This window comes from Ramlibacter ginsenosidimutans, assembly GCF_016654015.1.
GTDB classification, from domain to species: domain Bacteria; phylum Pseudomonadota; class Gammaproteobacteria; order Burkholderiales; family Burkholderiaceae_C; genus Ramlibacter; species Ramlibacter ginsenosidimutans.
The window spans coordinates 40,818-65,181 of record NZ_JAEPWM010000007.1 but is presented as its reverse complement, the minus strand read 5'-3'; the positions used below and the strand labels follow the sequence as shown (position 1 = coordinate 65,181).

The 24,364-nt window shown below is 66.9% G+C and carries 17 protein-coding genes and 1 tRNA gene; 7 read left to right on the top strand and 11 right to left on the bottom strand.

The genetic code is table 11. The features are described 5' to 3' along the window. Positions 1 to 11 precede the first annotated feature (11 nt). Complete coding sequence (locus JJB11_RS16595; protein ID WP_201173759.1) at positions 12 to 2,276, bottom strand: arginine/lysine/ornithine decarboxylase; 2,265 nt, start codon at positions 2,274 to 2,276, stop codon at positions 12 to 14. A 111-nt stretch (positions 2,277 to 2,387) separates the two neighbouring features. Here JJB11_RS16595 and JJB11_RS16590 point away from each other — a divergent pair, with 111 nt between their 5' ends. Both JJB11_RS16590 and JJB11_RS16585 read left to right on the top strand, forming a co-directional pair. Next, a complete protein-coding gene (locus JJB11_RS16590; RefSeq protein WP_201173757.1) occupies positions 2,388 to 2,810 on the top strand; it encodes an NfeD family protein in 423 nt (140 codons plus the stop codon). Positions 2,811 to 2,822: 12 nt separating this feature from the next. Next, the gene (locus JJB11_RS16585) at positions 2,823 to 3,809 is read left to right on the top strand and encodes an SPFH domain-containing protein (RefSeq protein ID WP_201173755.1); all 987 of its coding nucleotides are present in this window, start codon (positions 2,823 to 2,825) and stop codon (positions 3,807 to 3,809) included. Here the strand turns inward: JJB11_RS16585 and JJB11_RS16580 are convergent. The 10 genes from JJB11_RS16580 to JJB11_RS16535 all read right to left on the bottom strand — a co-directional run bounded on the left by JJB11_RS16580 (position 3,773) and on the right by JJB11_RS16535 (position 19,584). After that, a complete protein-coding gene (locus JJB11_RS16580) occupies positions 3,773 to 4,186 on the bottom strand; it encodes a hypothetical protein (RefSeq protein WP_201173753.1) in 414 nt (137 codons plus the stop codon). The genes JJB11_RS16585 and JJB11_RS16580 overlap by 37 nt on opposite strands. Positions 4,187 to 4,203: 17 nt before the next feature. Beyond that, a complete protein-coding gene (locus JJB11_RS16575) occupies positions 4,204 to 5,715 on the bottom strand; it encodes an adenylate/guanylate cyclase domain-containing protein (protein WP_201173750.1) in 1,512 nt (503 codons plus the stop codon). 326 nt (positions 5,716 to 6,041) lie between these two features. Beyond that, on the bottom strand, positions 6,042 to 6,728 hold the full coding sequence (locus JJB11_RS16570) for a recombinase family protein (protein WP_201173747.1): 687 nt from the start codon (positions 6,726 to 6,728) through the stop codon (positions 6,042 to 6,044). 163 nt (positions 6,729 to 6,891) lie between these two features. Next, positions 6,892 to 6,982, bottom strand: a tRNA-Ser gene (locus JJB11_RS16565). A gap of 20 nt (positions 6,983 to 7,002) precedes the next feature. Continuing rightward, a complete protein-coding gene (locus JJB11_RS16560; RefSeq protein ID WP_201173744.1) occupies positions 7,003 to 9,072 on the bottom strand; it encodes a response regulator in 2,070 nt (689 codons plus the stop codon). Positions 9,073 to 9,133: 61 nt separating this feature from the next. Then, positions 9,134 to 15,460 carry a HAMP domain-containing protein gene (locus JJB11_RS16555; RefSeq protein WP_201174300.1) on the bottom strand — a complete coding sequence of 2,109 codons (6,327 nt, stop codon included), beginning with the start codon at positions 15,458 to 15,460 and terminating at the stop codon, positions 9,134 to 9,136. Positions 15,461 to 16,019: 559 nt separating this feature from the next. Then, entirely contained in the window at positions 16,020 to 17,147 is a 1,128-nt protein-coding gene (locus JJB11_RS16550) for a branched-chain amino acid ABC transporter substrate-binding protein (RefSeq protein WP_201173740.1), read from the bottom strand. Between the two features lie 158 nt (positions 17,148 to 17,305). Beyond that, positions 17,306 to 17,617, bottom strand: coding sequence for a hypothetical protein (locus JJB11_RS16545; RefSeq protein ID WP_201173737.1), 312 nt, complete (start codon positions 17,615 to 17,617; stop codon positions 17,306 to 17,308). Continuing rightward, positions 17,617 to 18,051: a DNA polymerase III subunit chi gene (locus JJB11_RS16540; RefSeq protein ID WP_201173735.1), complete on the bottom strand. Its 435-nt coding sequence runs from the start codon at positions 18,049 to 18,051 to the stop codon at positions 17,617 to 17,619. Before JJB11_RS16540 ends, JJB11_RS16545 begins: the two co-directional genes overlap by 1 nt. Before the next feature lie 9 nt (positions 18,052 to 18,060). Next, a complete protein-coding gene (locus tag JJB11_RS16535) occupies positions 18,061 to 19,584 on the bottom strand; it encodes a leucyl aminopeptidase (protein ID WP_201173732.1) in 1,524 nt (507 codons plus the stop codon). 42 nt (positions 19,585 to 19,626) lie between these two features. Between JJB11_RS16535 and lptF the strand changes: the two genes are divergently transcribed. The 5 genes from lptF to JJB11_RS16510 are packed head-to-tail and all read left to right on the top strand — an operon-like array spanning position 19,627 to position 24,335. Beyond that, positions 19,627 to 20,727: an LPS export ABC transporter permease LptF gene (lptF, locus tag JJB11_RS16530; RefSeq protein WP_201173729.1), complete on the top strand. Its 1,101-nt coding sequence runs from the start codon at positions 19,627 to 19,629 to the stop codon at positions 20,725 to 20,727. Then, positions 20,724 to 21,821, top strand: coding sequence for an LPS export ABC transporter permease LptG (gene lptG / locus JJB11_RS16525; protein ID WP_201173726.1), 1,098 nt, complete (start codon positions 20,724 to 20,726; stop codon positions 21,819 to 21,821). The genes lptF and lptG overlap by 4 nt, the downstream gene beginning before the upstream one ends. Beyond that, positions 21,818 to 22,183 (top strand): sirohydrochlorin chelatase, encoded by a 366-nt coding sequence (locus JJB11_RS16520; RefSeq protein WP_201173723.1) that lies wholly within the window; start codon positions 21,818 to 21,820, stop codon positions 22,181 to 22,183. Before lptG ends, JJB11_RS16520 begins: the two co-directional genes overlap by 4 nt. Positions 22,184 to 22,224: 41 nt before the next feature. After that, the gene (locus tag JJB11_RS16515) at positions 22,225 to 23,175 is read left to right on the top strand and encodes a CysB family HTH-type transcriptional regulator (RefSeq protein ID WP_201173721.1); all 951 of its coding nucleotides are present in this window, start codon (positions 22,225 to 22,227) and stop codon (positions 23,173 to 23,175) included. Further along, positions 23,172 to 24,335 carry a pyridoxal phosphate-dependent aminotransferase gene (locus JJB11_RS16510; protein WP_201173719.1) on the top strand — a complete coding sequence of 388 codons (1,164 nt, stop codon included), beginning with the start codon at positions 23,172 to 23,174 and terminating at the stop codon, positions 24,333 to 24,335. Before JJB11_RS16515 ends, JJB11_RS16510 begins: the two co-directional genes overlap by 4 nt. Positions 24,336 to 24,364 lie beyond the last annotated feature (29 nt).

The window sequence follows — 24,364 nt, the reverse complement described above, 5'->3', positions numbered from 1 at the left end:
CGGGCCGCTTTTCACTGGGCAACGCAGTCCGCGAAGTAGCGCAGCTTGCCGTCCGGTCCGGCTTCCGCCACCAGGCCGTGGATGTCGGTCTCGAAGCCGGGGCACTCCTCGTTGAAGGCACGGGCGAACTTCAGGTACTCCACGATGCGCTTGTTGAACACCTCGCCCGGGATCAGCAGCGGGATGCCCGGCGGGTAAGGCGTGATCAGCGCGGTCGTGATGCGCCCCTCCAGCTCGTCGATCTCCACCCGGTCCGTCTTGCGATGGGCGATATGGGCGAAGGCGTCGCTGGGCCGCATGGCCGGCTGCAGGTCGCTCAGGTAGATGTCCGTGGACAACTTGGCGATGTCGTACTTGGCGTACAGCTCGTGGACGTACTGGCACAGGTCCGCCAGGCCCATGCGCTCGTAGCGCGGGTACTGCTGGCAGAACTCCGGGAGGATGCGCCACATCGGCTGGTTCTTGGCGTAGTCGTCCTTGAACTGCTGCAGCGCCGACAGCAGCGTGTTCCAGCGGCCCTTGGTGATGCCGATCGTGAACAGGATGAAGAAGCTGTAGAGGCCGGTCTTCTCCACGATCACGCCGTGCTCCGCCAGGAACTTGGTGACGATCGCGGCCGGGATGCCCGTCTTGGCGAACTTGCCGTTCAGGTCCAGGCCCGGCGTGACCACCGTGCACTTGATGGGGTCCAGCATGTTGAACCCCTCGGCCAGGTTGCCGAAGCCGTGCCACTTGGCGGTGCGCGCCTCCCCCTTGATGATCCAGTCGTCGGCGCGCCCGATGCCCTCTTCCGCCAGCTTGTCCGGGCCCCAGACCTTGAACCACCAGTCCTTGCCGTACTCCTGGTCCACCTTGCGCATGGCGCGGCGGAAGTCCAGGGCTTCCAGGATGGACTCCTCCACCAGGGCGGTGCCGCCGGGCGGCTCCATCATCGCGGCGGCCACGTCGCAGCTCGCGATGATCGCGTACTGCGGACTGGTCGACGTGTGCATCAGGTACGCCTCGTTGAACAGGTGGCGGTCCAGCTTGTTGTCGACGGCGTCCTGCACCAGCACGTGGCTGGCCTGGCTGATGCCGGCCAGCAGCTTGTGGATGGACTGGGTCGAATAGACCAGCGACGTCTGTGGCCGCGGGCGCTTCTTGCCCATGGCGTGGAAGGTGCCGTAGAACGGGTGGAAGCAGGCGTGCGGGATCCAGGCCTCGTCGAAGTGCAGCGCCTCGACGTAGCCATCGAGCAGGCCCTTGATGGTTTCCGTGTTGTACAGGACACCGTCGTACGTGGACTGCGTGAGCGTCAGGATGCGCGGCTTGACCGTTTCGGGATCCACACCCTGCAGCAAGGGGTGGGCCTTGATCTTCGCCTTGATCGCCTCCGGGCTGAACTCGCTTTGCGGGATGGGCCCGATGATGCCGAAGTGGTTGCGGGTCGGCTTCAGGAACACGGGGATGGCCCCGGTCATGATGATCGAGTGCAGGATCGACTTGTGGCAGTTGCGGTCCACCACCACCACGTCGCCGGGCGCGACCTCGTGCGACCACACCATCTTGTTGGAGGTGCTGGTGCCGTTGGTGACGAAGAAGCAGTGGTCGGCGTTGAAGATCCGGGCCGCGTTGCGCTCGCTCGCCGCGATGGGGCCGGTGTGGTCCAGCAATTGACCCAGCTCGTCGACCGCATTGCAGACGTCCGCGCGCAGCATGTTCTCGCCGAAGAACTGGTGGAACATCTGGCCCACCGGGCTCTTGAGGAAGGCGACGCCGCCCGAGTGCCCGGGACAGTGCCAGGAGTACGAGCCATCCTCCGCGTAATCGAGCAGGGCCTTGAAGAACGGCGGCTGGATGCCTTCCAGGTACGACTTGGCTTCCCGGATGATGTGGCGCGCCATGAATTCCGGCGTGTCCTCGTACATGTGGATGAAGCCGTGCAACTCGCGCAGGATCGCGTTGGGCAGGTGCTGCGAGGTCTTGGTCTCGCCATACACGTAGATCGGCACGTCCGGGTTCTTGCGGCGCACTTCGGAGATGAAGTTGCTCAGGTTCAGCACCGCCGGGTCGAGATCGGGCCCGGGCGTGAACTCCTCGTCGTCGATCGACAGGATGAACGCACTGGCGCGGCTCTGTTGCTGCGCGAACTGGGACAGGTCGCCATAACTGGTGACGCCCAGGACCTCGAACCCCTCGGCCACGATCGCCTCGGCCAGGGCACGGATGCCCAGGCCCGAGGTGTTCTCCGAGCGGTAGTCTTCGTCGATGATGACGATGGGGAAACGGAATTTCATGCGGGCGGTCCAGGGGCAAAAAGGCGAACGAGCGGCGAAGTGTATGAAATCCGTGGCACCGGAAAGTTGCACGCCCGGGGAAATCGCCCACAATCCGGCGAAAGGGGACTTATGGCCGACTCGACTCTGTGGTGGCTGCTGGCCGGCGCGGCCGTGGCTGTCGAACTGCTGACGGGCACGTTCTACCTCCTGATGCTCGGCATCGGCATGGCGGCCGGCGCGATCGCTGCCCATGCCGGGGGCTCCACCCCGGTGCAACTCGTGATCGCGGCCTTCGTGGGCGGCGGCGCGGTGGCTGCCTGGCACACCGTGCGCCGGCGGCACTTCGCCGCGACGCCCGGCACCAGCACCAACATCGATTTCGACGCCGGCGAGGCGGTGCACGTGGATGCCTGGACCCCCGACAACACCTCCATCGTCCGCTACCGCGGCACGGTGTGGACCGCCGTCCCGGCCGGCGGGGTTCCGCAGGGCACCGGTGCGCACCGCGTCCGCCGCGTGGATGGCAGCCGGCTGATCGTCGAAAAAATCTGAGGAGAAGAAGAAATGGAAGTCGCCGTCATCCTGTTCGTGATCGCCGTCATCTTCGTGGTGCGGTCCATCAAGGTCGTCCCGCAACAGAGCGCCTGGGTGGTGGAGCGCCTGGGCAAGTACCACGCCACGCTGACCCCGGGCCTGAACCTGCTCGTCCCCTTCGTGGACAACGTCGCCTACAAGCACAGTCTGAAGGAGATCCCGCTGGACGTCCCCAGCCAGGTCTGCATCACGCGCGACAACACGCAACTGCAGGTGGACGGCATCCTCTATTTCCAGGTGACGGACCCGACGCGGGCGAGCTACGGCTCCTCCAACTACATCATGGCGGTCACGCAGCTCGCGCAGACCTCGCTGCGCAGCGTGATCGGCAAGCTGGAACTGGACAAGACCTTCGAGGAGCGCGACATCATCAACGCGCAGGTCGTGCAGGCGATCGACGAAGCTGCCCTCAACTGGGGCGTGAAGGTCCTGCGCTACGAGATCAAGGACCTCACGCCGCCCAAGGAGATCCTGCATGCCATGCAGGCGCAGATCACGGCGGAACGGGAGAAGCGCGCGCTGATCGCCGCCTCCGAGGGCCGGCGCCAGGAGCAGATCAACATCGCGACCGGCGAGCGGGAAGCCTTCATCGCCCGTTCCGAAGGCGCGAAGCAGGCAGAGATCAACAAGGCGCAGGGTGAGGCGGCGGCGATCGTGGCGGTGGCCGACGCGACGGCGGACGCGATCCGCAAGGTGGCCGACGCGATCCGGCAGCCGGGCGGCGAGCAGGCGGTGCAGCTGAAGGTGGCCGAGCGGGCCGTGGATGCGTTTGGAAAAGTCGCGGAGGACGCAAACACCACGCTGGTGATTCCCGCCAACATGACCGAGGTGTCCGGCCTGATCGCCTCCGCGATGAAGATGATCGCCACCGGCCGGGCGGGCGCCGTTGCGGCGGCAGCCCCGTCCGGGGCCGCGGCGCCTCAGGTGTCGTCCGAGTGGGGGCGGGACGCGCGGTAGTCGTCGGAGGGCGGGCGCGAGTTGCGGTAGGAAGTATCCAGCGGGCTCGGGCGCGAACGCAGCCCCCTGGGCAGCAGGTCGGTGAAGAGGGACGTGAGTTCGTCCACCTTCTCCCGGGCCGCCAGTTCGCCCTCGTTGCGCGCCAGCAGCTGCATCAGCTCGCCGCGCATGAACCACAGGGCCTGCAGGTCGGTCGCATAGCGGATCCGCCGCGCGAGGCCCGCGGTGCGCTCGCGGGGGTCGTCGCCGGTCATCTCCAGCATCGCTTCGCGGATGTGGTCCATGGTGGCTGCGTCGTCGATCCGCGACGAGCTCGCGCTGACGCTGAACAGGGCGTAAATGCTGCTCCTCAGGTCTTTGGTCTTGAACCAGCGCATGGGGAATCCTTTCCGAATCAGCCTTCTTGGGGGCGAGGGTTGCTGTTGTTGGGGGGAAGCAAGTCGAAGAGTTCGGCGGCTGCAAGGCCCGCCACCCGGGCCGGCACGGCCTCGGGGGCGGCGATGTCGGCGAGTCGTGCAAACGTGGAGAGAAGCGGTGGCTCGGCGCGCGTGCCGTCCAGGCGCGGGACGCCGAAGCGCAGGCGCTGGCGTTGCTCGTTCGGCAACTTGCCCAGCAGGCTGCGGGTCACCAGGATGGCGCCCATGCGGCTCACGCGGGAAAGCTGCTCCGCGTGGTCGGCCGTATCGCCGACCACGCGGAGAGCCCCCTCCCCCGTCGCTCCCACGACGCCCATCCACTCTTGTCCTTCGTCGATGCCGATGTTCATCGCGAGCTCGACGTCCCAGCCCTTGCGCGCCTGCCAGCGCTGCGAGATCTCGCGCATCAGTTCGCGCGTCTGCTGCGCGGCGGCCAGCGCGTTCCAGAGATGGCTGCTGTCCTGCTGCGGCACGAAGTAGCAGACGAGCACCTCGCCGCCCTGGGGCCCGGCGCGCCCGCCATGGCGACGGAAGACGCGATCGAGTTCGGCCCAGATCTCGTTGAGCAGTTCGAAATATTCCTGTGCGGTCAGCCGCACCCAGAGGCCGCTGGCGTCCTGCAGCGTGCTCACCAGCACGGCCACGGGGGTCACGGCCGGCGCCGCCGCGGGACGTTGCGCCGGCACCGGCACCGCCACGGAGCCGAGTTCGTCCTGCTTCGCATAGGCGATCAGGACGCCCTCGCGGAACTGCACGGCATACACGATGCGCGCCGGCAGCCCGGCACCGGCGGGGATGCCGGCTTGCATCAGGAGGCCCGATTCGCCGCGCCGTGGCTCGTCGAACATCCGCTGCAGGCGGGCGGCCTCGTCCGGCGGCAGGTCGCGGAACAAGGCCCCGGTGGTGGCGCCGCGCGCCTGCGCAACCTGGAGGTGAAAGCGCAGGATCGCGTCGCCCCCCTTGGCGGGGTCCACCGAGAGCAACTGGCTGAAGATGCTGGTGCCCTGCACGCCGGCGCGGCTGGCCAGCGGCGACAAGGCGTCCGAGCGGGTCTGCTCGTTCGCCCAGGTGATGCGGAATGCGTCGTTCAGCAGGTAGGCCGCGTGACCGACCTGGCCTGCACGCACCGTCAGGGAAAGCGTCGCGTCGCGACCGTTCTCGGGCCGCGTCGCCGCGACGACGGCCGTGGCCACGGCGGTCACGGGCGCAGGCGCCGCACCCGCGGGCTGCGCACCGGGCGCCTGGCCGGGGGGATGAGCAGCCAGGTGCTCCGAGATCCGCGCGATGCTCCAGCCCTGGCCTTTCAGCCGCTGGATCTCCTGGACGCGCGCCACCGTGTCGTCCGGGAAGTAACCGATGCGAGGCGCTGCGCCATGCTCCGGCCCCGGCGGCAACACCTGGGGCCGCGGCACCAAACCGCTGGCAATGTAGTTGTTGAGAGTGGCACGCGAGATGCCTGTTCTCTCCAGAATCTCTTTGCTGGTGAGCAAGAGCGCCTCATCTGTGGACTGTTCAGGCCGACTGTATAACTGAGCAATTAGACCGTCAAGTAAAGTTGCGTAGTCTGCCTAGACAATGTCACACAGGAAAACCCCTAGACACGTCTACGCCGTTGATTTTACAGGGTCTGGACAGACAAAAGAATGATGGAGACAGTCCTAAGCAGTCTACGCGCGGCGCAGCGACTGTCTATGCGTCGATGTCTATGTGTCTAATTGACTGTCTGATGTTGATTAGACAGTCTTAGTCAGGCTGTCGTCGTGTGGCTGCCCCGACACACTGTCGAGCGGCCGATGGCGTCGCGTCCCGCGGCGACTCAGCGTTGGTGTGGGCCGGCCAGGCGCGCGAGCACGCGCTGGACTTGCAGGAGCGACCACGTCCCGCCGGCCGCGGTGGGAATGCCGTCGTGATTCAGGGCTTCCACCATCCGCCGCTGGGTGAGGCCCGCGGCACGGTACGCCTCGAGGATGGGCGCCAGGCGCGCCGCGAAGGCCTGCGCTGATTCGCTGCGGCCGCTGTTGCCCGGCTGGAGGGTGCGGGAGTTGCCGAGCGGATTGGGCAAGCCGCGGGCGAGGGCCGCCCTCTTCTTTGCCTGCAGCGCGGCGGAGATCCTGCCGGCCGCGTGCTCGCGTTCCCGCTGCGCGACCGCTGCATAAGCGTGCAGCATCGCCGCGTCCGCCTCCGGCGTGTCGGCCGCGACGAAAGCCACGCCCGAGGCGATCAGGTCGGCGATGAGCGCCGCGTTGCGCGAGAGGCGGTCCAGCCGGGAGACGACCAGGACCGCAGCGCGCCTGCGCGCGGTCGCGATCGCTTCGCGCAACTGCGGCCGGCGGTCCATGCCGTCGCTGCCCTTGCCGGCCTCATGCTCCACGAAGTCCTGCAGCAGCACCCCGTGCCGCGATTGCACGAATCGCAGGATGGCCGCGGCCTGCGCCTCGAGGTCGAGCCCGGCCCGTCCCTGCTCGGACGCGGTCACCCGACGGTATGCGACGAACTCCTGCATGGCGGCCTCCTGACTACACTCCGAAGTGTAGTTCGTGTGTAGTCAGACCGCCAAGGGAAACCGGCGTCGGCGAAGTCGGGCGTCGTGGGATGTTTGAAGGCGAGCCACGCGAAAAGGCACGGCCCCAAATGCACAAGGCCCGCGATGCGGGCCCTGTCTGTCCTGGCGGAGGGGGCGGGATTCGAACCCGCGGTGGGCTATTAACCCACACACGCTTTCCAGGCGTGCGACTTAAACCGCTCATCCACCCCTCCGGCGAGCCCGAGATTGTAGCTTACGCGCTTGCGACGGCCTTCCGCGCTTCCTGAGGATTTGCCAACATGGACAGCAGCAGGTTCACGTCGGCCGGCTTGACCATGTGGAAGTCGAACCCGGCCTGGGCCGAGCGGCTGCGGCTCTCCGCTTCACCGTACCCGGTCAACGCGATCAGCAAGGCGTCGCGCGACTCGGGCTGCTTGCGCAGGCCGTAGGCCACTTCGAACCCGTTCATGCCCGGCAGGCCGATGTCCAGCAGGACCACGTTCGGCTGGAACTCCCGCGCGATGCTCAATGCCTCCTGGCCGTCGTGCGCCACCCGAACCTGGAAGCCTTCCATCTGCAGCAGCGTGCTGAGCGTTTCCGCGGAGGCCTGCAGGTCGTCGACGACAAGGATGCGCGACCCGCCGCTGGGCACGTCCACCGGTTGGTGCAGCACCCCCGGCAAGGCGGGCTCGGCCTCGCCGCCCACCTGCGCCGGCAGCGCGATGCTGACTTCAGCGCCCTTGCCCAGCCCCTCGCTGGCGGCCCACACGCGGCCACCGTGGAGTTCGACGAGATGCTTCACCAGCGTCAGGCCGATGCCCAGGCCACCTTGCGAACGGTCCAGGGACTGGTCGGCCTGGGCGAACAGGTCGAACATGTGGGGGAGGAATTCCGCCGCGATGCCCGCGCCTTCGTCCTTGACCGACAGGCGCAGTTCGCCTTCCTCGTAGCTCGCTTCCAGCCGGATGCGGCTGCGCGGCGGCGAGAACTTGCTGGCGTTGTTGATCAGGTTGGAGAGCACCTGGGACAGCCGCACCGAATCGCCCTCGAGCTCGATGCTCTGCTTGGGCAGGACCACGTCCAGCACCTGTTCGCGGGCCCCGAGGCGCGGCGAGCTCGCCTCGACGGAACGCTCGATGAGCGACGCGAGCTGCAGCTTCTCCAGCTTGACGGCCACCTTGCCTTGCACGATGCGCGACACGTCCAGCAGGTCGTCGATCAGCCGGGCCATGTGGTCGGCCTGCCGACCGATGACGTCGCGCGCCCAGGCGAGCTTGGGCGGCAGCTCCTGCGCGCTGGCAAGGATGTGCACGGCATTGCGGATCGGCGCGAGCGGGTTGCGCAGTTCGTGCGCGAGCATCGCCAGGAACTCGTTCTTGCGGCGGTCCGCTTCCTGCACGGCGGAGTACAGGCGTGCGTTCTCCATCGCGATGGACGCGCGGCTGGCGAATTCCCGCATCAGCGCGATGCGCGCCGAATCGAACTGCGCCGCCGGCCCCAGCAGCGCCAGCGCGCCCCGGATCTCGTCCCCCGCCGTCAGCGGGAAGATCGCCGCGGCGCGCTCGTCGCGGCGCCACAGGTAGAACTGGCGCGTGCGGATCACCTGGTCCGCGGCCGCCCGAAGCTCCGGCGTGAACGCCTCCGCGTCGTCCACGCTCGGCGCCGGATGCATGTCGAGGCGGCGGACGCCGCCTTCCTTGTCCGGAATGCCCAGGATCGCCCGCTCGGCGAGCACGGGCACGCAGAGATCCAGGACGGCCGCAGTCGTGTCGTCCAGGTTCAGCGACCGCGAGAGCGTGCGGCTCGCCTCGGCCAGGAAGTCCGCGCGCTGGATCGCCTCCTCGGCCGCGGCGCGTGCCGCTTCCGATCGCGCGAGTTCCTCGCGTTGCGCCGCCTGCTTCTGCAGCTGGCGGTTCATGCGGAACAGCTCGACGAACACCCGCACCTTGGAGCGCAGCACCTCCGGCACCACCGGCGACGGGATGTAGTCGACGGCGCCCAGCGCGTAGCCGCGGCGCGCCTGCAACTCGTCGACATAGGCGGTGATGAAGACGATCGGCGTCTGCGCCGATTTCTTGTAGTTCCGGATCAGGCTCGCGGTCTCCAGCCCGTCGATGTCGGGCATGTTGACGTCCAGCAGGATCACCGCGAACTCCATCTCGAGGATGTACTTCAGCGCCTCCTGCCCGGACCGGGCACTGACGATGTTCTGCCCAAGCTCGTCGAGGATGGTCCGGAACACGACGTGCTTTTCCGGCAAGTCGTCCACCACCAGGATGTTGACCTTGTCTCCCGATTCCTGCGGAGCCGCAGTACTGGTCACCAGATATCCTTGCTCAGTCGGGGACGGTGCAGGCTGCCCCGCGATCCGTCCCCAGGTCCAACTATTGCTGCAGCCAGGCCCGCAGCACTGCGAGGAGGTCCGGCGTGTTCACCGGCTTGGCCAGGTAGTCCCAGGCGCCGGCCTCGATGCACTTCTCGCGGTCCCCCTTCATGGCCTTGGCCGTGACGGCGATCATAGGCAGATTCCTGCCCTGCGGCAGCTTGCGGATCTCCTTCATGGTGGCCATGCCGTCCATCTCCGGCATCATGATGTCCATCAGGACCACCTGGATGCCGGGGTCGTTCGCCACGCGGTTGATCGCCTCGCGCCCGTTGTCGGCCCAGACGATGTCCATGCCGTGCTCTTCCAAAACGGTCGCCAGCGCGAAGATGTTGCGCATGTCGTCGTCCACGATCAGCACGCGCTTGCCTGCAAGCGGCTTGGCCGATTCGTAGACCATGTCGATCACGTCGCGCTTGGCTTCCGGCAGGCGCGCCAGGCTCTTGTGCAGGGCCAGCAGCGCGGCATCGAACAGCCGGGCGCCCCCGTGCACTTCCTGCACTGTGACGCTTTCGTCCGAATGCCAGGCATGGCGGGCGCCGTGCTCGCCGCGGTAGAGGATCAGCGGGACCGGCCCGATGCTCGCCTGCCCGGCCAGCGCACGCCGGTACTGGCGCGGATCGATTCCGCCGAAGCCGTCCTCCAGCACGATCGCGTCGAAGCGGCCGTCGTCGAGCGCCTGCTGCAGCTGGGCTGCCGAGGCGACCACCGTCACGTCCACCTGTTCGCCCTCGATCTGCGCCAGCAGCTCGTTGCGCACCACCTGGTCGTCCAGCGCAACCAGCAGGCTCTTCTCGCTGCGCGTCACGTAGTTGTGCAGCTTCTCGAGCATGCCGTCCAGCACTTCCTTCGAGCGGATGGGTTTCTCCAGGAAGGCCAGCGCGCCCGACTTGAACGCGCGGTCCTTGCTGTCGTCCGTCGAGATGACGCACACCGGCACATGGCGCAGCGCCAGGTCGTGCTTGATGCGGTCCAGGATGCGCCAGCCCGCCATGTCGGGCAGGTGCATGTCGAGCGTCACGGCCGAAGGCTTGTGCTGGCTCGCGAGCGTCAGCGCGCCGGCGCCGACCGTGGTGACCAGGCCCTTGAAGCCCTTGGCGCGCGCGGCATCGAGCAGGAAGCGGGCGAACGCCAGGTCGTTCTCCACGATCAGCAGCACCGCATCTCCCTGGTGGATGCTGTCGCGGTCGTCGTTCGCCACGTTGTCCGCGGCCAGCACATCTTCGGTGTCTTCGCTGGTGGCCAGCGCGGTCTGCGCCGGCCGCTCGGCCACCTGGGTCTCGGCCGACGCGGGTTGCGGCGGCGCCATCCGCTTGGGCACCGGCGCGATGGTCGTGTCGGAGCGGAAGTCGCTGGTGATGCGGCGCGCATTGCGTGTCGCCATGTAGACCAGCGGCAGGTACAGGGTGAAGGTCGAGCCCTGCCCCGGCGCGGACACCAGGCGGATCTCACCCCCCAGCAGCTTGGACAGCTCGCGGCTGATCGCGAGGCCCAGGCCCGTGCCGCCGTACTTGCGGCTGGTGGAGCCGTCGGCCTGCTGGAAGGCCTCGAAGATGATCTGCTGCTTGTCCGGCGAGATGCCGATGCCGGTGTCCGACACCGAGAACGCGATCACCTGCTGCGCCCGGTTGAGGTCCTCGTTGTCGGCGCTCCAGCCGGCGAAGACCTCCTCGATCTGCAAGGTGACGTGGCCCTGGTGCGTGAACTTGAACGCGTTCGACAACAGGTTCTTGAGGATCTGCTGCAGGCGCTTGGCGTCCGTGACCATGGAGGCCGGCAGGTTGAGGCCGCTGCGCACGCCGAAGTCCACGTTCTTCGCTTCGGCCACGTGCCGGAACGTGCGTTCCACATACAGCTGCAGGTCCGACAGCCGCAGCTCGTTGACGTCGACGACCACCGTGCCGGACTCGATCTTGGACAGGTCCAGGATGTCGTTGATCAGCATCAGCAGGTCGTTTCCGGACGAGTGGATCGTCTTGGCGAACTCCACCTGCTTGGGCGTGAGGTTGCCTTCCGGGTTCTTGCACAGCTGGTCGGACAGGATCAGCAGCGAGTTCAGCGGCGTGCGCAGCTCGTGCGACATGTTGGCCAGGAACTCCGACTTGTACTTGGAGGTCAGCGCGAGCTGCTTGGCCTTTTCCTCCAGGGCCTGGCGCGCCTGCTCCACTTCCTGGTTCTTGCGCTCCACTTCCTGGTTCTGGTGGGCCAGCAGCCGCGCCTTTTCCTGCAGTTCCTCGTTGGTCTGCTGCAGTTCTTCCTGGCGGGACTGCAGCTCCTGCGCCAGCGACTGCGACTGCGCCAGCAGGTCTTCCGTCCGCATGTTGGCCTCGATCGTGTTGATCACGATGCCGATGGATTCCGTCAGCTGGTCGAGGAAGGCCTGGTGGGTCGGGTTGAAGCGTTCGACCGAGGCGAGCTCGATCACGCCCCGCACCTGGCCTTCGAAGATGATGGGCAGCACCAGCACGTTCAGCGGTGCCGTCTCCGTCAGGCCGGAGACGATGCGCAACGTCTCCGGGAAGGACGACGTGAGCATGATCTTCTTCTTGTCGAACGCCGCCTGCCCGACCAGGCCCTGGCCCAGGTCGACCTCCTTGCCGTAGGCGCCATGGCCGTCCGAGGCATACGAGGCCATCAGGCGCAGCTTGGGCTGCTCCTGGGTGTAGCGCAGCACGTAGAACTCGGCCTGCTGCGCTCCCACCACCGGCGCGAGCTCGGACAGGATCAGGTGGCCCACGGCGACCAGGTCGCGCTGGCCTTGCAGCATCCGCGAGAACTTGGCGAGGTTGGTCTTCAGCCAGTCCTGCTCGGTGTTCACCTGCGTCGTGTCGCGCAGGTTGCGGATCATCTCGTTGATGGTGTCCTTCAGTGCGGCCACTTCGCCCTGCGCTTCCACCGTGATGGAGCGCGTCAGGTCACCCTGGGTCACGGCCGTTGCCACTTCGGCGATCGCTCGCACCTGCGTGGTGAGGTTGGCGGCGAGCTGGTTCACGTTTTCCGTGAGGCCCTTCCACGTTCCCGCCGCGCCCGGCACCTTGGCCTGGCCGCCCAGCTTGCCTTCGACCCCCACCTCCCGCGCCACGGTGGTCACCTGGTCGGCGAAGGTCGCGAGCGTGTCGGTCATGGAGTTGATCGTGTCCGCCAGCGAGGCGATCTCGCCCTTGGCTTCCACGGTCAGCTTCTGTTCGAGGTCGCCGTTGGCCACCGCGGTCACCACCTTGGCGATACCGCGCACCTGCGAGGTGAGGTTGCCGGCCATGAAGTTCACGTTGTCCGTGAGGTCCTTCCAGGTGCCGGCCACGCCCTGCACGTAGGCCTGGCCGCCCAGCTTGCCCTCGGTACCCACTTCCCGCGCCACCCGCGTCACTTCCGAAGCGAACGAGGAGAGCTGGTCCACCATCGTGTTGATGGTGTTCTTCAGCTCCAGGATCTCGCCCTTCACGTCCACGGTGATCTTCTTCGAGAGGTCACCCGCGGCCACGGCCTTGGTCACGTCGGCAATGTTCCGCACCTGGGAGGTGAGGTTGCCGGCCATGAAGTTCACGTTGTCGGTGAGGTCCTTCCAGGTGCCGGCCACGCCCTGCACGTAGGCCTGGCCGCCCAGCTTGCCCTCGGTACCCACTTCGCGCGCCACGCGAGTCACTTCGGAAGCAAAGGATCGGAGCTGGTCCACCATCGTGTTGATGGTGTTCTTCAGCTCCAGGATTTCGCCCTTCACGTCCACGGTGATCTTCTTGGACAGGTCACCGGCCGCCACGGCGGTCGTCACTTCCGCGATGTTCCGCACCTGCGCCGTGAGGTTGCCGGCCATCGAGTTCACGGAGTCGGTCAGGTCCTTCCAGGTACCTGCCACGCCCTGCACGTCGGCCTGGCCGCCCAGCTTGCCTTCGGTACCCACTTCGCGCGCCACCCGCGTCACTTCGGAGGCGAACGAACGCAGCTGGTCCACCATCGTGTTGATGGTGTTCTTCAGCTCCAGGATCTCACCCTTCACGTCCACGGTGATCTTCTTGGACAGGTCACCCGCCGCCACGGCCTTGGTCACGTCGGCGATGTTCCGCACCTGAGAGGTCAGGTTGCCGGCCATGAAGTTCACGTTGTCCGTGAGGTCCTTCCAGGTGCCGGCCACGCCCTGCACGTCGGCCTGGCCACCCAGCTTGCCCTCGGTACCCACTTCACGCGCCACCCGCGTCACTTCCGAGGCGAAGGAGCGCAACTGGTCCACCATCGTGTTGATGGTGTTCTTCAGTTCGAGAATCTCGCCCTTCACGTCCACGGTGATCTTCTTGGACAGGTCACCGGCCGCCACGGCCTTGGTCACGTCGGCGATGTTCCGTACCTGCGCCGTGAGGTTGCCGGCCATGGAGTTCACTGAGTCGGTCAGGTCCTTCCAGGTACCGGCCACGCCCTGCACGTCGGCCTGGCCACCCAGCTTGCCCTCGGTGCCCACTTCCCGGGCCACCCGCGTCACTTCCGAAGCGAACGAGGAGAGCTGGTCCACCATCGTGTTGATGGTGTTCTTCAGCTCCAGGATTTCGCCCTTCACGTCCACGGTGATCTTCTTGGACAGGTCACCGGCCGCCACGGCCTTCGTCACATCGGCGATGTTTCGCACCTGCGACGTCAGGTTGCCGGCCATGAAGTTCACCGACTCGGTCAGGTCCTTCCAGGTACCCGCCACGCCCTGCACGTCCGCCTGTCCGCCCAGCTTGCCCTCGGTACCCACTTCACGGGCCACGCGCGTCACTTCCGAAGCGAACGAGGAGAGCTGGTCCACCATCGTGTTGATGGTGTTCTTCAGCTCCAGGATCTCGCCCTTCACGTCCACGGTGATCTTCTTGGAGAGGTCACCGGCCGCCACGGCGGTCGTCACTTCGGCGATGTTCCGCACCTGCGCCGTGAGGTTGCCGGCCATCGAGTTCACGGAGTCGGTCAGGTCCTTCCACGTGCCGGCTACGCCCTGCACGTCGGCCTGGCCGCCCAGCTTGCCTTCGGTACCCACTTCACGGGCCACCCGCGTCACTTCCGAGGCGAAGGAACGCAGCTGGTCCACCATCGTGTTGATGGTGTTCTTCAGCTCCAGGATCTCGCCCTTCACGTCCACGGTGATCTTCTTGGACAGGTCACCGGCCGCCACGGCCTTCGTCACGTCGGCGATGTTCCGCACCTGCGCCGTGAGGTTGCCGGCCATCGAGTTCACCGAGTCCGTCAGGTCCTTCCACGTGCCGGCCACGCCTTGCACGTCGGCTTGGCCGCCCAGCTTGCCTTCGGTACCCACTTCCCGGGCCACCCGCGTCACTTCCGAAGCGAAGGACCGCAGCTGGTCCACCATCGTGTTGATGGTGTTCTTCAGTTCGAGAATCTCACCCTTCACGTCCACGGTGATCTTCTTGGAGAGGTCACCGGCGGCCACGGCCTTCGTCACGTCGGCGATGTTCCGCACCTGCGAGGTGAGGTTGCCGGCCATGAAGTTCACCGACTCGGTCAGGTCCTTCCAGGTACCTGCCACGCCCTGCACGTCGGCCTGGCCGCCCAGCTTGCCTTCGGTACCCACTTCCCGGGCCACCCGCGTCACTTCGGAGGCGAACGAACGCAGCTGGTCCACCATCGTGTTGATGGTGTTCTTCAGCTCCAGGATCTCACCCTTCACGTCCACGGTGATCTTCTTGGACAGGTCACCGGCCGCCACGGCCTTGGTCACTTCCGCGATGTTCCGCACCTGCGCCGTGAGGTTGCCGGCCATGGAGTTCACGGAGTCGGTCAGGTCCTTCCAGGTACCCGCCACGCCCTGCACTTCCGCCTGGCCACCCAGCTTGCCCTCGGTGCCCACCTCGCGCGCCACCCGCGTCACTTCGGCGGAGAAGGTGCCCAGCTGCTGCACCATCTTGTTGATGGTCATGGCCGTGCGCAGGAATTCGCCCTCCAGCGCGCGACCGTCCGCCTCCAGTGCCATCGACTTGGAGAGGTCGCCCTGTGCAACCGCGCCGATCACCCGTGCCACTTCGGAGGTCGGGTGCACGAGGTCGGAGATGAGGGAGTTGATCGACTCTGCCGAGTCGCGCCAGAAGCCGTCGCTGCTCGGCATCGAGGCCCGCTCCTTGAGCTTGCCCTCCTTGCCGACCACGCGCGACAGCCGCGCGAGTTCCTGCGACATGCGCACGTTTTGCGCGACAACGTCGTTGAAGGCATCCGCTACCTTGCCGAACGGGCCGTTCCAGTCATGGGGAAGCTCCGCGCGCACATTGCCCTTCTTGAGGTCCGTCAGCGCGCCCAGCAGCGTCTTGGTGCGTTCGTGCGCGAATTCCACCTCGTCGAGTGCCAGGTTCATGGCGGCGACGTTGTCCTGCCAGAAGCCCGTGAGCTTGTCGTCCGACACCCGCCGCCCTGCGCGGGCGCCGTTCTGCGGGGCCGCGATGACGGCCTTGAGCTTGTTGGTCGTGCGCGCGGCCTGCGACGAGAGTTCGTTGAACTCGGTCGCGATCTTTCCGTACAGCCCATCCCATTCGGTGGGCAGCGTCACCCCTTGCTCGCCGCGACGGAAGGCCGACAAGGCCTTCAGCACCAACTTCAAATCCCCGTCTCGATGCTCAGCGGCAGGCAGCTTCGCCAGAACTTCCATGTGATCCCCCATAGGTAAGCATCTGTTGGCACGCCAACAGCGCCTTGGAGGGTACTGAGTTCCCAACAAGCTTTCAACGCGACAGGAAACTCAATCGCGCGGAAAGCCAGTGCTGGCGCGGGTTGTAGGACCGCGCCGACAAGAAAACGTCCAGCGAGACTACAGGCCCGAGGCGCGCATGCGACGCACGCGCATCAATAACGCGGAAACGAAAAGGCCGCCCGGGGGCGGCCTTCGCGAAACAGGGAGTTACCCCGGATCAGCTGCTTCAGAGCGGCGTCTTCTTGCCGTCGACGTAGTGGTAGAGCGTCGTCGCTGCGTTCTTCAGTTCGCCGTTCGGCTCGAACTGGATGACGGAGGTCACGCCCTTGTAGTTGGTCTTCTTCAGGAAGGGGATGTACTTCTTCGGGTCGGTCGAACCGGCGCGCTTCATCGCGTCCACCAGCACGAAGGTCGCGTCATAGGTGTACGGGCTGTACACCTGGAACTGGCCGGGGTACTTGGCGTCGTACTTGGCCTTCCACGCGGTGCCGCCAGGCATCTTCGCGATGGCCGCGCCGCCTTCGGCGCAGATCACGTTCGACAGCGTCTTGGCGCCGGCGGACAGCTTCGCGATTTCAGCCGTGCAGATGCCGTCGCCGCCGAAGTACTTCACCTTGTCCATGCCCAGCTGCTCCATCTGGCGCAGCATCGGGCCGGCTTGCGGGTCCATGCCGCCGTAGAAGATGGCGTCGGGATTCTTGGCCTTGATGGCGGTCAGGATCGCCATGAAGTCCGTTGCCTTGTCGTTCGTGAACTGCTCGTCGACGACCTGCATGCCCTTCGACTTGGCCGTCTTCGCGAACACCTCGGCGACGCCCTGCCCGTAGGCGGTGCGGTCGTCGATGATGGCGACCTTCTTCAGGTGCAGCTGGTCGGCGGCGTACAGCGCCAGGGCGGAGCCGAGCGCGTTGTCGTTGGCGATGATCCGGTACGTGGTGTCGTAGGCGGGCTTGGTCAGCGCGGGGTTGGTGGCCGCGCCGGTGACGTGCGGGATGCCGCAGTCGTGGTAGACCTTGGAGGCGGGGATCGTGGTCCCGGAGTTCAGGTGGCCCACCACGCCGGCGACCTTGGCGTCGCACAGTTTCTGGGCAGCGGCCGTGCCCTGCTTCGGATCGGCGGCGTCGTCTTCGGCCTCGATCTCGAACTTGGCCTTCTTGCCGCCGATGGTGACGCCCTGCGCGTTGAGGTCCTCGATGGCCATGCGGACGCCGTTCTCGTTGTCCTTGCCGTAGTGGGCCTGCGGGCCCGAGAGCGGGGCGACGTGTCCGATCTTGACGACCATGTCCTGGGCAGCGGACAGGCCGCACACCGCGGCGATCGCCATGGCGGCCGTCAATTTCAGTTTGAATTGCATAGGGGAAACCTCCGGGTTGGATGGGGTTGAGGTCCGTTTACTTACTCAACGGGCGCGAGGCTATCGCAATTTCCGGGCCCGATCCATAGGGAAAGGTCTAGGTCGCGAGCGAATCGCGGAGCCGCGCAACGACTCGCAATCACGCGCGCCGTTGCTGCTCAAACGCCGCCGGCGCCGGCGCGTTGACGCGCCTGGATCTCCTCGGCGACAGCCTCGGCGACGACTTCCCGCACCACGGTCTCGATGCGCTCCCGCAGCAAGGGGACGATCGCGCTGGTCTGCTCCAGGACGACGGTGGCGATCTCTTCGCGCACCCTGCGATCGAGCACCAGGTCCACGCGCTGCAAGACGCGCTGCGCGAGTTGCTCCTGGGACAGGCTGGCGGCCGTGCTGCCCGTGAGCGGCGCCGGTCCGGAGTGCACCACTTCGGTCAGCGTGGGCACGAAGCGTGGCGGCGGTCGATTGGCCATCAGGCGGCCTCCCCTGCGAGGTCGTGGCGGCGGATCGCGTAGCCGCGGTCGGCGTAATGCTTCCAGCGCGCGCGTGCCTGCTGCCGGTCACCGTCGTCCACCGAGACGAGTTCGATCAGCCGCTCGAAGCGCTCGAATCCGTCGGGCACCGGGCCGCCCACGTTCACCAGCACCTCATGGTGCGGCGTTCCGCGCGGGGAGTCGGCAAGGATGACCGGCGACGCGGCGAGCACCGGCGCCTCCGCCGATGCCGCGTGGCAATGCGGGATGAACTCCAGGGGCGAAAAGCTCCACAGCTCCACGTCCAGGCTGCGCAGCAGCGCGGCGTCCCCGGTCACAACGACCCGCGCCCCCGAGCCCGTCGCCTTGCGCAGCAGGCGGCATGCGTATCCCAGCTTGTCCGGGACGTTGAAGTGGAACGCGACCTCCGTCATCGCGAGCGGTCAGGCGGCGGCGCGCGACCGGCCCTTGGCGGATTTCGGCTTGGTCTTGCCGGCGGGCGCGGCCTTCGCTGCAGCGCCGGACCCGGCGCCTTCCTGTGCCATCAGGTATTCGAGCAGCAGGCCCACGGGCCGGCCGGTCGAGCCCTTCGCTGCCCCGCCCTTCCAGGCAGTGCCGGCGATGTCCAGGTGGGCCCAGGGATAGTTCTGGGTGAAGCGATGGAGGAACTTGGCCGCGACCACGGCACCGGCCGCGCGCCCGGCGACGTTCGCCACGTCCGCGAAATTGGTCTTCAGGCCCTCGGCGTACTCGTCGTCCAGCGGCAGGCGCCAGCAGGGATCCAGCGCGGCGTCGCCGGCGGCCATCAGTTGCTGCGCGAGTTCGTCGTCGGTCGCGAAGAGCCCGCTGCGTACGCCGCCCAGGGCGACGACACAGGCGCCCGTCAGCGTCGCGATGTCGATCACGGCGCGGGGCTTGAAGCGTTCCGCGTACGTGAGGGCGTCGCACAGGATCAGGCGGCCCTCGGCGTCGGTGTTCAGCACCTCGATGGTCTGCCCACTCAGGCTGGTGAGGATGTCGCCGGGCTTGTACGAGGCGCCATCGGGCATGTTCTCGCAGCTGGGGATCAGCCCGATCACGTTGATCCGGGGCTTGAGTTCCGCCAGGGCGCGGAAGGTCCCCAGCACGCTGGCGGCGCCTCCCATGTCGTATTTCATCTCGTCCATCTCCGCCGAAGGCTTGATGGAGATGCCGCCGGTGTCGAAGGTGATGCCCTTGCCCACCAGCACGACCGGTGCCTGGCCCTTGCCGGCGCCTTCGTAGCGCAGCGTGATGAAGCGCAGCGGCTCCGCCGAACCCTTGGCGACGCCCAGGAACGCGCCCATGCCGATGCGCGCGACCTCCTTGGGGCCGAACACCTCGACCTGCAGGCCGTGCGACTTGGCGAGCTTGGTCGCCTCTTCGCCGAGCCGCGTGGGCGTGGCGTAGTTCGGCGGCAGGTTGCCCAGTTCGCGGGCGAATTCGATCCCGATCGCCGCGGCCTTGGCCCGCGCGAAGGCCTGCTTGCGCGCGCCCGCGTCGGCCACTCCGACGACGACCTTCTTCAGCTCGCGTGCCTCGGGCTTGGACTTCGTGGCCACATAGACATAGCTGCTCTCGGCCGTCCCGCAGACCGCAGCGCGCACGGCGTCGTCACCACTCTCCGGCGGCAGGACGATGGTGAGCTTCTTCGCCGTCGACGAGCGCAGCGCGCTGGTCGCGGCCTGCACCGCGGCATGGACGCGGCGGCCCGATCCGTCGCCGGCGCCCGCGAAGATCACGCGCGACGCAGCAATGCCCTCGGGCCGGTAGGCGTGCAGCAGCTTGCCCGGTTTCGGTTCGAGATCCTTGGCTTGCAGGGCCGCGGCAGCCAGGCGCGAGACCGGGTCCTTGCCCGCCTGGAAGCCCTCGGGAACCAGGACCAGCAGCACGTCGGTCTTCTCGCTGGACGCACCTGCCAGGTCGAGGGTCTTGAGTTCGAAGTCCATAATCCTTGTTGTTCACGCCGCGGCACGCGCCGCAAGCCGCAGATGTTATTCCATTCAACCGTTCGCAAGGAGCTGGCCCGCAGTTTCGGCGCGTCGCTCGTGGTGCTGGTCACCATCATCGTGACCATGACCCTGATCCGCACGTTGAGCCTGGCCTCGCGCGGCAGCGTCAATCCCGAGGAAGTGATGATGGTCATGGGCTACACGGTCCTGGGCTACCTGCCCACCGTGCTCACGCTGTCGCTCTTCATCGCCATCGTGGGCACGCTCTCGCGCATGTACCGGGACAGCGAGATGGTGATCTGGTTCAGCGCCGGCCGCGGCCTGGCCTCGCTCGTGCGCCCCCTCTTCAGTTTTGCGTGGCCCATCCTGATGGTCACCGCGCTGCTCGGGCTGGTGATCTGGCCTTGGGCGAACCAGCAGACGCAGGAACTGAAGGACCGCTATGGCCGCCGCGGCGACCTGGAGCGCGTCGCTCCCGGCCAGTTCCAGGAGTCCGCCAATGGCCGTCGGGTGTTCTTCCTGGACAAGGACACGCCGGACAACAAGTCGGGCAAGAACATCTTCATCTCGTCGGTCGAGCGGGACAAGGAGACCGTCACGTCGGCGCGCAGCGGGCACGTGGAGACCATCGGCGACGACCAGTTCCTGCTGCTTTCCGACGGCCAGCGGCTGGAGAACTCGCTCAAGGGCGAGGGCCTGCGCATCAGCGAGTTCGAGGTGCATGGCACCCGCGTGACCAACAACAGCCTGATCCCCGGTGAGAACACGCCCGCGAAGGCGCGCACCACCGTGTCGCTCATGACGAACCCCACCCCCGTGAACCTCGGCGAGCTCGCGTGGCGCCTGGGCGTGGCGCTCGCCGGCGTGAACTTCGTGCTGCTGGCGGTGACGGTCTCCAGCGTGAACCCGCGCGTGGGCCGCAGCGGCAACCTGGTGTTCGCGCTGTTCGCGTTCGTCGTGTACTACAACCTGCTGAACCTGGGACAGAACTGGATCAGCAACCAGCGCATCCCCTTCCTCAGCTTCCTGCTCGCGGTCCACGGAGGCACCTTCTGCCTCACGTCCCTGTGGCTCGCGAAGCAGCACAACAACTGGGGCTTCAGGCCGCTGCTGCTGCGCCTGCGCAGGGAGCGCGCGTGAAGACGATCCGGCGCCTGATCTACGTCGAGGTCGTGCAGGCCGTGGCCTTCGTCTGCCTCGGCTTCCTCGCCCTCTTCTTCTTCTTCGATTTCGTCGACGAGCTGGGCAGCGTGGGCCGCGGGGTGCAGCCCTACCAGCTCACGCAGGCGCTGGTGTACGTCACGCTGGGCATGCCGGCGCACCTGTACGAACTGCTGCCGATCGCGGTGCTGATCGGCACCATCTTCGTGATGGCGCGCTTCGCCCAGAGCTCCGAGTACACCATTCTTCGTACCAGCGGGCTGGGGCCGTGGCGCGCCTTGCGCACGCTGCTGCTGCTCGGTCTGGCCTTCACCGTGCTGACGTTCGCGACGGGCGACTACCTGGCGCCCCTCAGTGACCGCACGGCGCAGCTGCTCAAGGCCCGCATGAACGGCGGGGTGTCCGTCGGCACCACCGGAGCCTGGCTGAAGGAGCGCCAGCGCTACTCCTCGTACAACGTGAACGTGTACCGGCTCACGCCGGAGGGGGAGATGGAACGCGTGCGCATCTTCGAGGCCGATTCGCGCGGCTTCCTCGTGTCCATCACCCAGGCGCCCAAGGCCAGCTTCACCGACGGCGCCTGGATCCTGCGCGACGTGCAGCGCACCGAATTCCAGGACGACAAGGGTGCCACCCACGTGGAGCGGCAGCGCATGCCGACGCTGCGCTGGCCCACTGACATCACCCAGGAAATGGTTTCGGTGGCCCTGCTCAAACCGGACCGCATGAGCACCATCGCGCTGTTCCAGTACATCCAGCATCTCGCCGCCAACGCCCAGACCTCGCAGCGCTACGAGATCGAGTTCTGGCGCAAGGTGTTCTATCCGCTGTCCTGCCTGGTGATGGTGGTGCTGGCCCTGCCCTTCGCGTACCTGCACTTCCGCTCCGGCGGCATCACCAGCTACGTGTTCGGCGGCGTGCTGATCGGGATCAGCTTCTTCCTCCTGAACAACGTGTTCGGCTACATCGGCAACCTGCAGAACTGGCGGCCCTGGGTGGCCGCCGGCGCGCCGGGCTTCCTGTACACCGTGCTCTCGCTGGGCGCGTTCGGCTGGCTCGTGCTGCGGCGATGACGAGCGCGCGTGCCATCGTCCTGTTCGGCCACGGCTCGCGCGACCCGCTCTGGCGGCTGCCGATGGAAACCGTCGCCGCGCGCCTGCGCACGCTGCGTCCGGGCACGCCCGTGCGCTGCGCCTACCTGGAGCTCGAATCCCCGGGCCTGCCCGAAGCGACCGCGGACGTGGTCGGCGGCGGGGCCACCCAGGTCACGATCGTCCCGATGTTCCTCGGCACCGGCCGGCACGCGCGCGAGGACCTGCCCGCGATCGTCGACAGCCTGCGCGCCGCGCATCCGGCCGTGGAGTTCGTTTTGCAGAAGCCCGTCGGGGAGGATGCACGGGTGCTGGACCTCATTGCGCACATCGCGCTGGAGTAAAGCGCAGGCATAATGAATTTCTCCCTTAGAAGAAATTCGGTATGAATCTGCATCAGTTTCGCTTCGTCCAGGAAGCGGTGCGGCGCAACCTCAACCTCACGGAAGCAGCCAAGGCGCTGCACACGTCGCAACCCGGCGTCTCCAAGGCCATCATCGAGCTCGAGGAGGAGCTGGGCGTCGAGATCTTCGCCCGGCATGGCAAGCGGCTGAAGCGGGTGACGGAGCCGGGACAACACGTCCTCAAGAGCATCGAGCTGATCATGCGCGAGGTGGGCAACCTCAAGCGCATCGGCGAACAGTTCAGCGCGCAGGACAGCGGCACCCTCTCCATCGCCACCACGCATACGCAGGCGCGCTACGTGCTGCCCATTCCGGTGGCGAAACTGCGCGAGGCGTATCCGAAGGTCAGCGTGAGCCTGCACCAGGGATCGCCCGACCAGGTCGCCCGCATGGTGCTGGACGAAGTGGCCGAGATCGGCATCGCCACCGAGTCGCTCTCGGATTACCCCGAGCTGGTCACGCTGCCGTGCTACGAATGGCAGCATGTGCTGGTGATGCCCCTGGCCCACCCGCTGGCCACCAAGGACCGCATCACCCTGGAGGACATCGCCGGCGAGTCCCTCGTCACCTATCACCCCTCGTTCACGGGCCGCACGCGCATCGACGCCGCCTTCGCGCAGAAGAAGCTGAAGCCGCGAATCGCGCTGGAGGCCATCGATTCCGACGTGATCAAGACCTACGTGCGCCTGGGCCTCGGCATCGGCATCGTCGCGGAGATGGCCGTGCGCGACGACGCAGGCAACGGCAACTCGGACCTGGCCGTGCGTCCGCTCGGCCACCTGTTCGGCCAGAACCTGGCGCGCGTGGCGTTCAAGCGGGGCGCTTACCTGCGCAACTTCGTCTATCGTTTTGCCGAACTGCTGTCCGACCGCCTCGACCGCAACCTGATCGCGAAGGCGATGGCCGGGCAAGGAACCGACTACGAACTATGACGACCGCCGCCCGCACGCCGCCAATCATCAGCAAGTTCCCCGCGATGGGGACGAACATCTTCACCGTCATGTCGTCGCTGGCGGCCGAGACCGGCGCTGTCAACCTGGGACAGGGCTTCCCGGACTTCGACTGCGACCCGAAGCTGGTGGACGCGGTCACCGAAGCCATGCGCAAGGGCTTCAACCAGTACCCGCCCATGACCGGCGTCGCACCGCTGCGCGAGGCCATCTCCGCCAAGGTGGAAGCCCTCTACGGCCGCAGGTACGACCCGGCCGCGGAGGTCACCGTCACGGCGGGTGCGACGCAGGCCATCATCACCGCCGTGCTCGCACTGGTGAAGCCGGGCGACGAGGCGATCGTGCTGGAGCCGTGCTACGACAGCTACGTCCCGAACATCGAGCTCGCCGGCGGCACGGTGGTGCGCGTCCCGCTCACGCCGGGCAGCTTCCGCCCGGACTTCGCGCGCATCGCCGCGGCACTGACGCCCCGCACGCGGGCGATCATCATCAATTCACCGCACAACCCGAGCGGCACGGTCTGGACGCGCGACGAGATGCTGCAACTGCAGGACCTGCTCGCGCCCACCGACGTGTTCGTCGTCAGCGACGAGGTCTACGAGCACATGGTGTTCGACGGGCAGAGGCACCAGAGCGCTGCTTCGTTTCCCGGCCTGGCCGCGCGCGCACTGATCGTCTCGAGCTTCGGCAAGACCTGCCACGTGACGGGCTGGAAGGTCGGCTACGTCGCCGCGCCGGCGGCGCTCACGGCGGAATTCCGCAAGGTGCACCAGTTCAACGTGTTCACCGTGAACACGCCCATGCAGTACGGACTCGCGAGCTACATGGCCTCGCCCCGGCCCTACCTGGAGCTGCCGGCCTTCTACCAGCGCAAGCGCGACCTCTTCCGGGCCGGACTCGCGCAAACGCGCTTCAAGCTGCTGCCCAGCGAAGGCACCTACTTCCAGTGCGTGGACATCTCGCAGGTCAGCGACCTGCAGGAAGCCGAGTTCTGCCAGTGGCTCACCCGGGAGATCGGGGTTGCGGCGATTCCGCTGTCCGCGTTCTACGGCAGCGGCTTCGACCAGCGCGTCGTGCGCTTCTGCTTCGCCAAGAAGGACGAGACGCTGCGCAGCGCGCTCGATCGCCTCGCGAAGCTCTGAGTCGCCCGCTGCTCGCTCCGCATCAGGCG

What these genes read in the sequence shown, in the direction of transcription:
- JJB11_RS16510 (WP_201173719.1), top strand. Translation starts at nt 23,172, where the DNA reads ATGACGACCGCCGCCCGCACGCCGCCAATCATCAGCAAGTTCCCCGCG.
- lptF (WP_201173729.1), top strand. Translation starts at nt 19,627, where the DNA reads ATGTTATTCCATTCAACCGTTCGCAAGGAGCTGGCCCGCAGTTTCGGC.
- JJB11_RS16545 (WP_201173737.1), bottom strand. Translation starts at nt 17,617, where the DNA reads ATGGCCAATCGACCGCCGCCACGCTTCGTGCCCACGCTGACCGAAGTG.
- JJB11_RS16520 (WP_201173723.1), top strand. Translation starts at nt 21,818, where the DNA reads ATGACGAGCGCGCGTGCCATCGTCCTGTTCGGCCACGGCTCGCGCGAC.
- JJB11_RS16570 (WP_201173747.1), bottom strand. Translation starts at nt 6,728, where the DNA reads ATGCAGGAGTTCGTCGCATACCGTCGGGTGACCGCGTCCGAGCAGGGA.
- JJB11_RS16595 (WP_201173759.1), bottom strand. Translation starts at nt 2,276, where the DNA reads ATGAAATTCCGTTTCCCCATCGTCATCATCGACGAAGACTACCGCTCG.
- JJB11_RS16580 (WP_201173753.1), bottom strand. Translation starts at nt 4,186, where the DNA reads ATGCGCTGGTTCAAGACCAAAGACCTGAGGAGCAGCATTTACGCCCTG.
- JJB11_RS16585 (WP_201173755.1), top strand. Translation starts at nt 2,823, where the DNA reads ATGGAAGTCGCCGTCATCCTGTTCGTGATCGCCGTCATCTTCGTGGTG.
- JJB11_RS16515 (WP_201173721.1), top strand. Translation starts at nt 22,225, where the DNA reads ATGAATCTGCATCAGTTTCGCTTCGTCCAGGAAGCGGTGCGGCGCAAC.
- JJB11_RS16540 (WP_201173735.1), bottom strand. Translation starts at nt 18,051, where the DNA reads ATGACGGAGGTCGCGTTCCACTTCAACGTCCCGGACAAGCTGGGATAC.
- JJB11_RS16590 (WP_201173757.1), top strand. Translation starts at nt 2,388, where the DNA reads ATGGCCGACTCGACTCTGTGGTGGCTGCTGGCCGGCGCGGCCGTGGCT.
- JJB11_RS16535 (WP_201173732.1), bottom strand. Translation starts at nt 19,584, where the DNA reads ATGGACTTCGAACTCAAGACCCTCGACCTGGCAGGTGCGTCCAGCGAG.
- JJB11_RS16550 (WP_201173740.1), bottom strand. Translation starts at nt 17,147, where the DNA reads ATGCAATTCAAACTGAAATTGACGGCCGCCATGGCGATCGCCGCGGTG.
- JJB11_RS16555 (WP_201174300.1), bottom strand. Translation starts at nt 15,460, where the DNA reads ATGAACCTGGCACTCGACGAGGTGGAATTCGCGCACGAACGCACCAAG.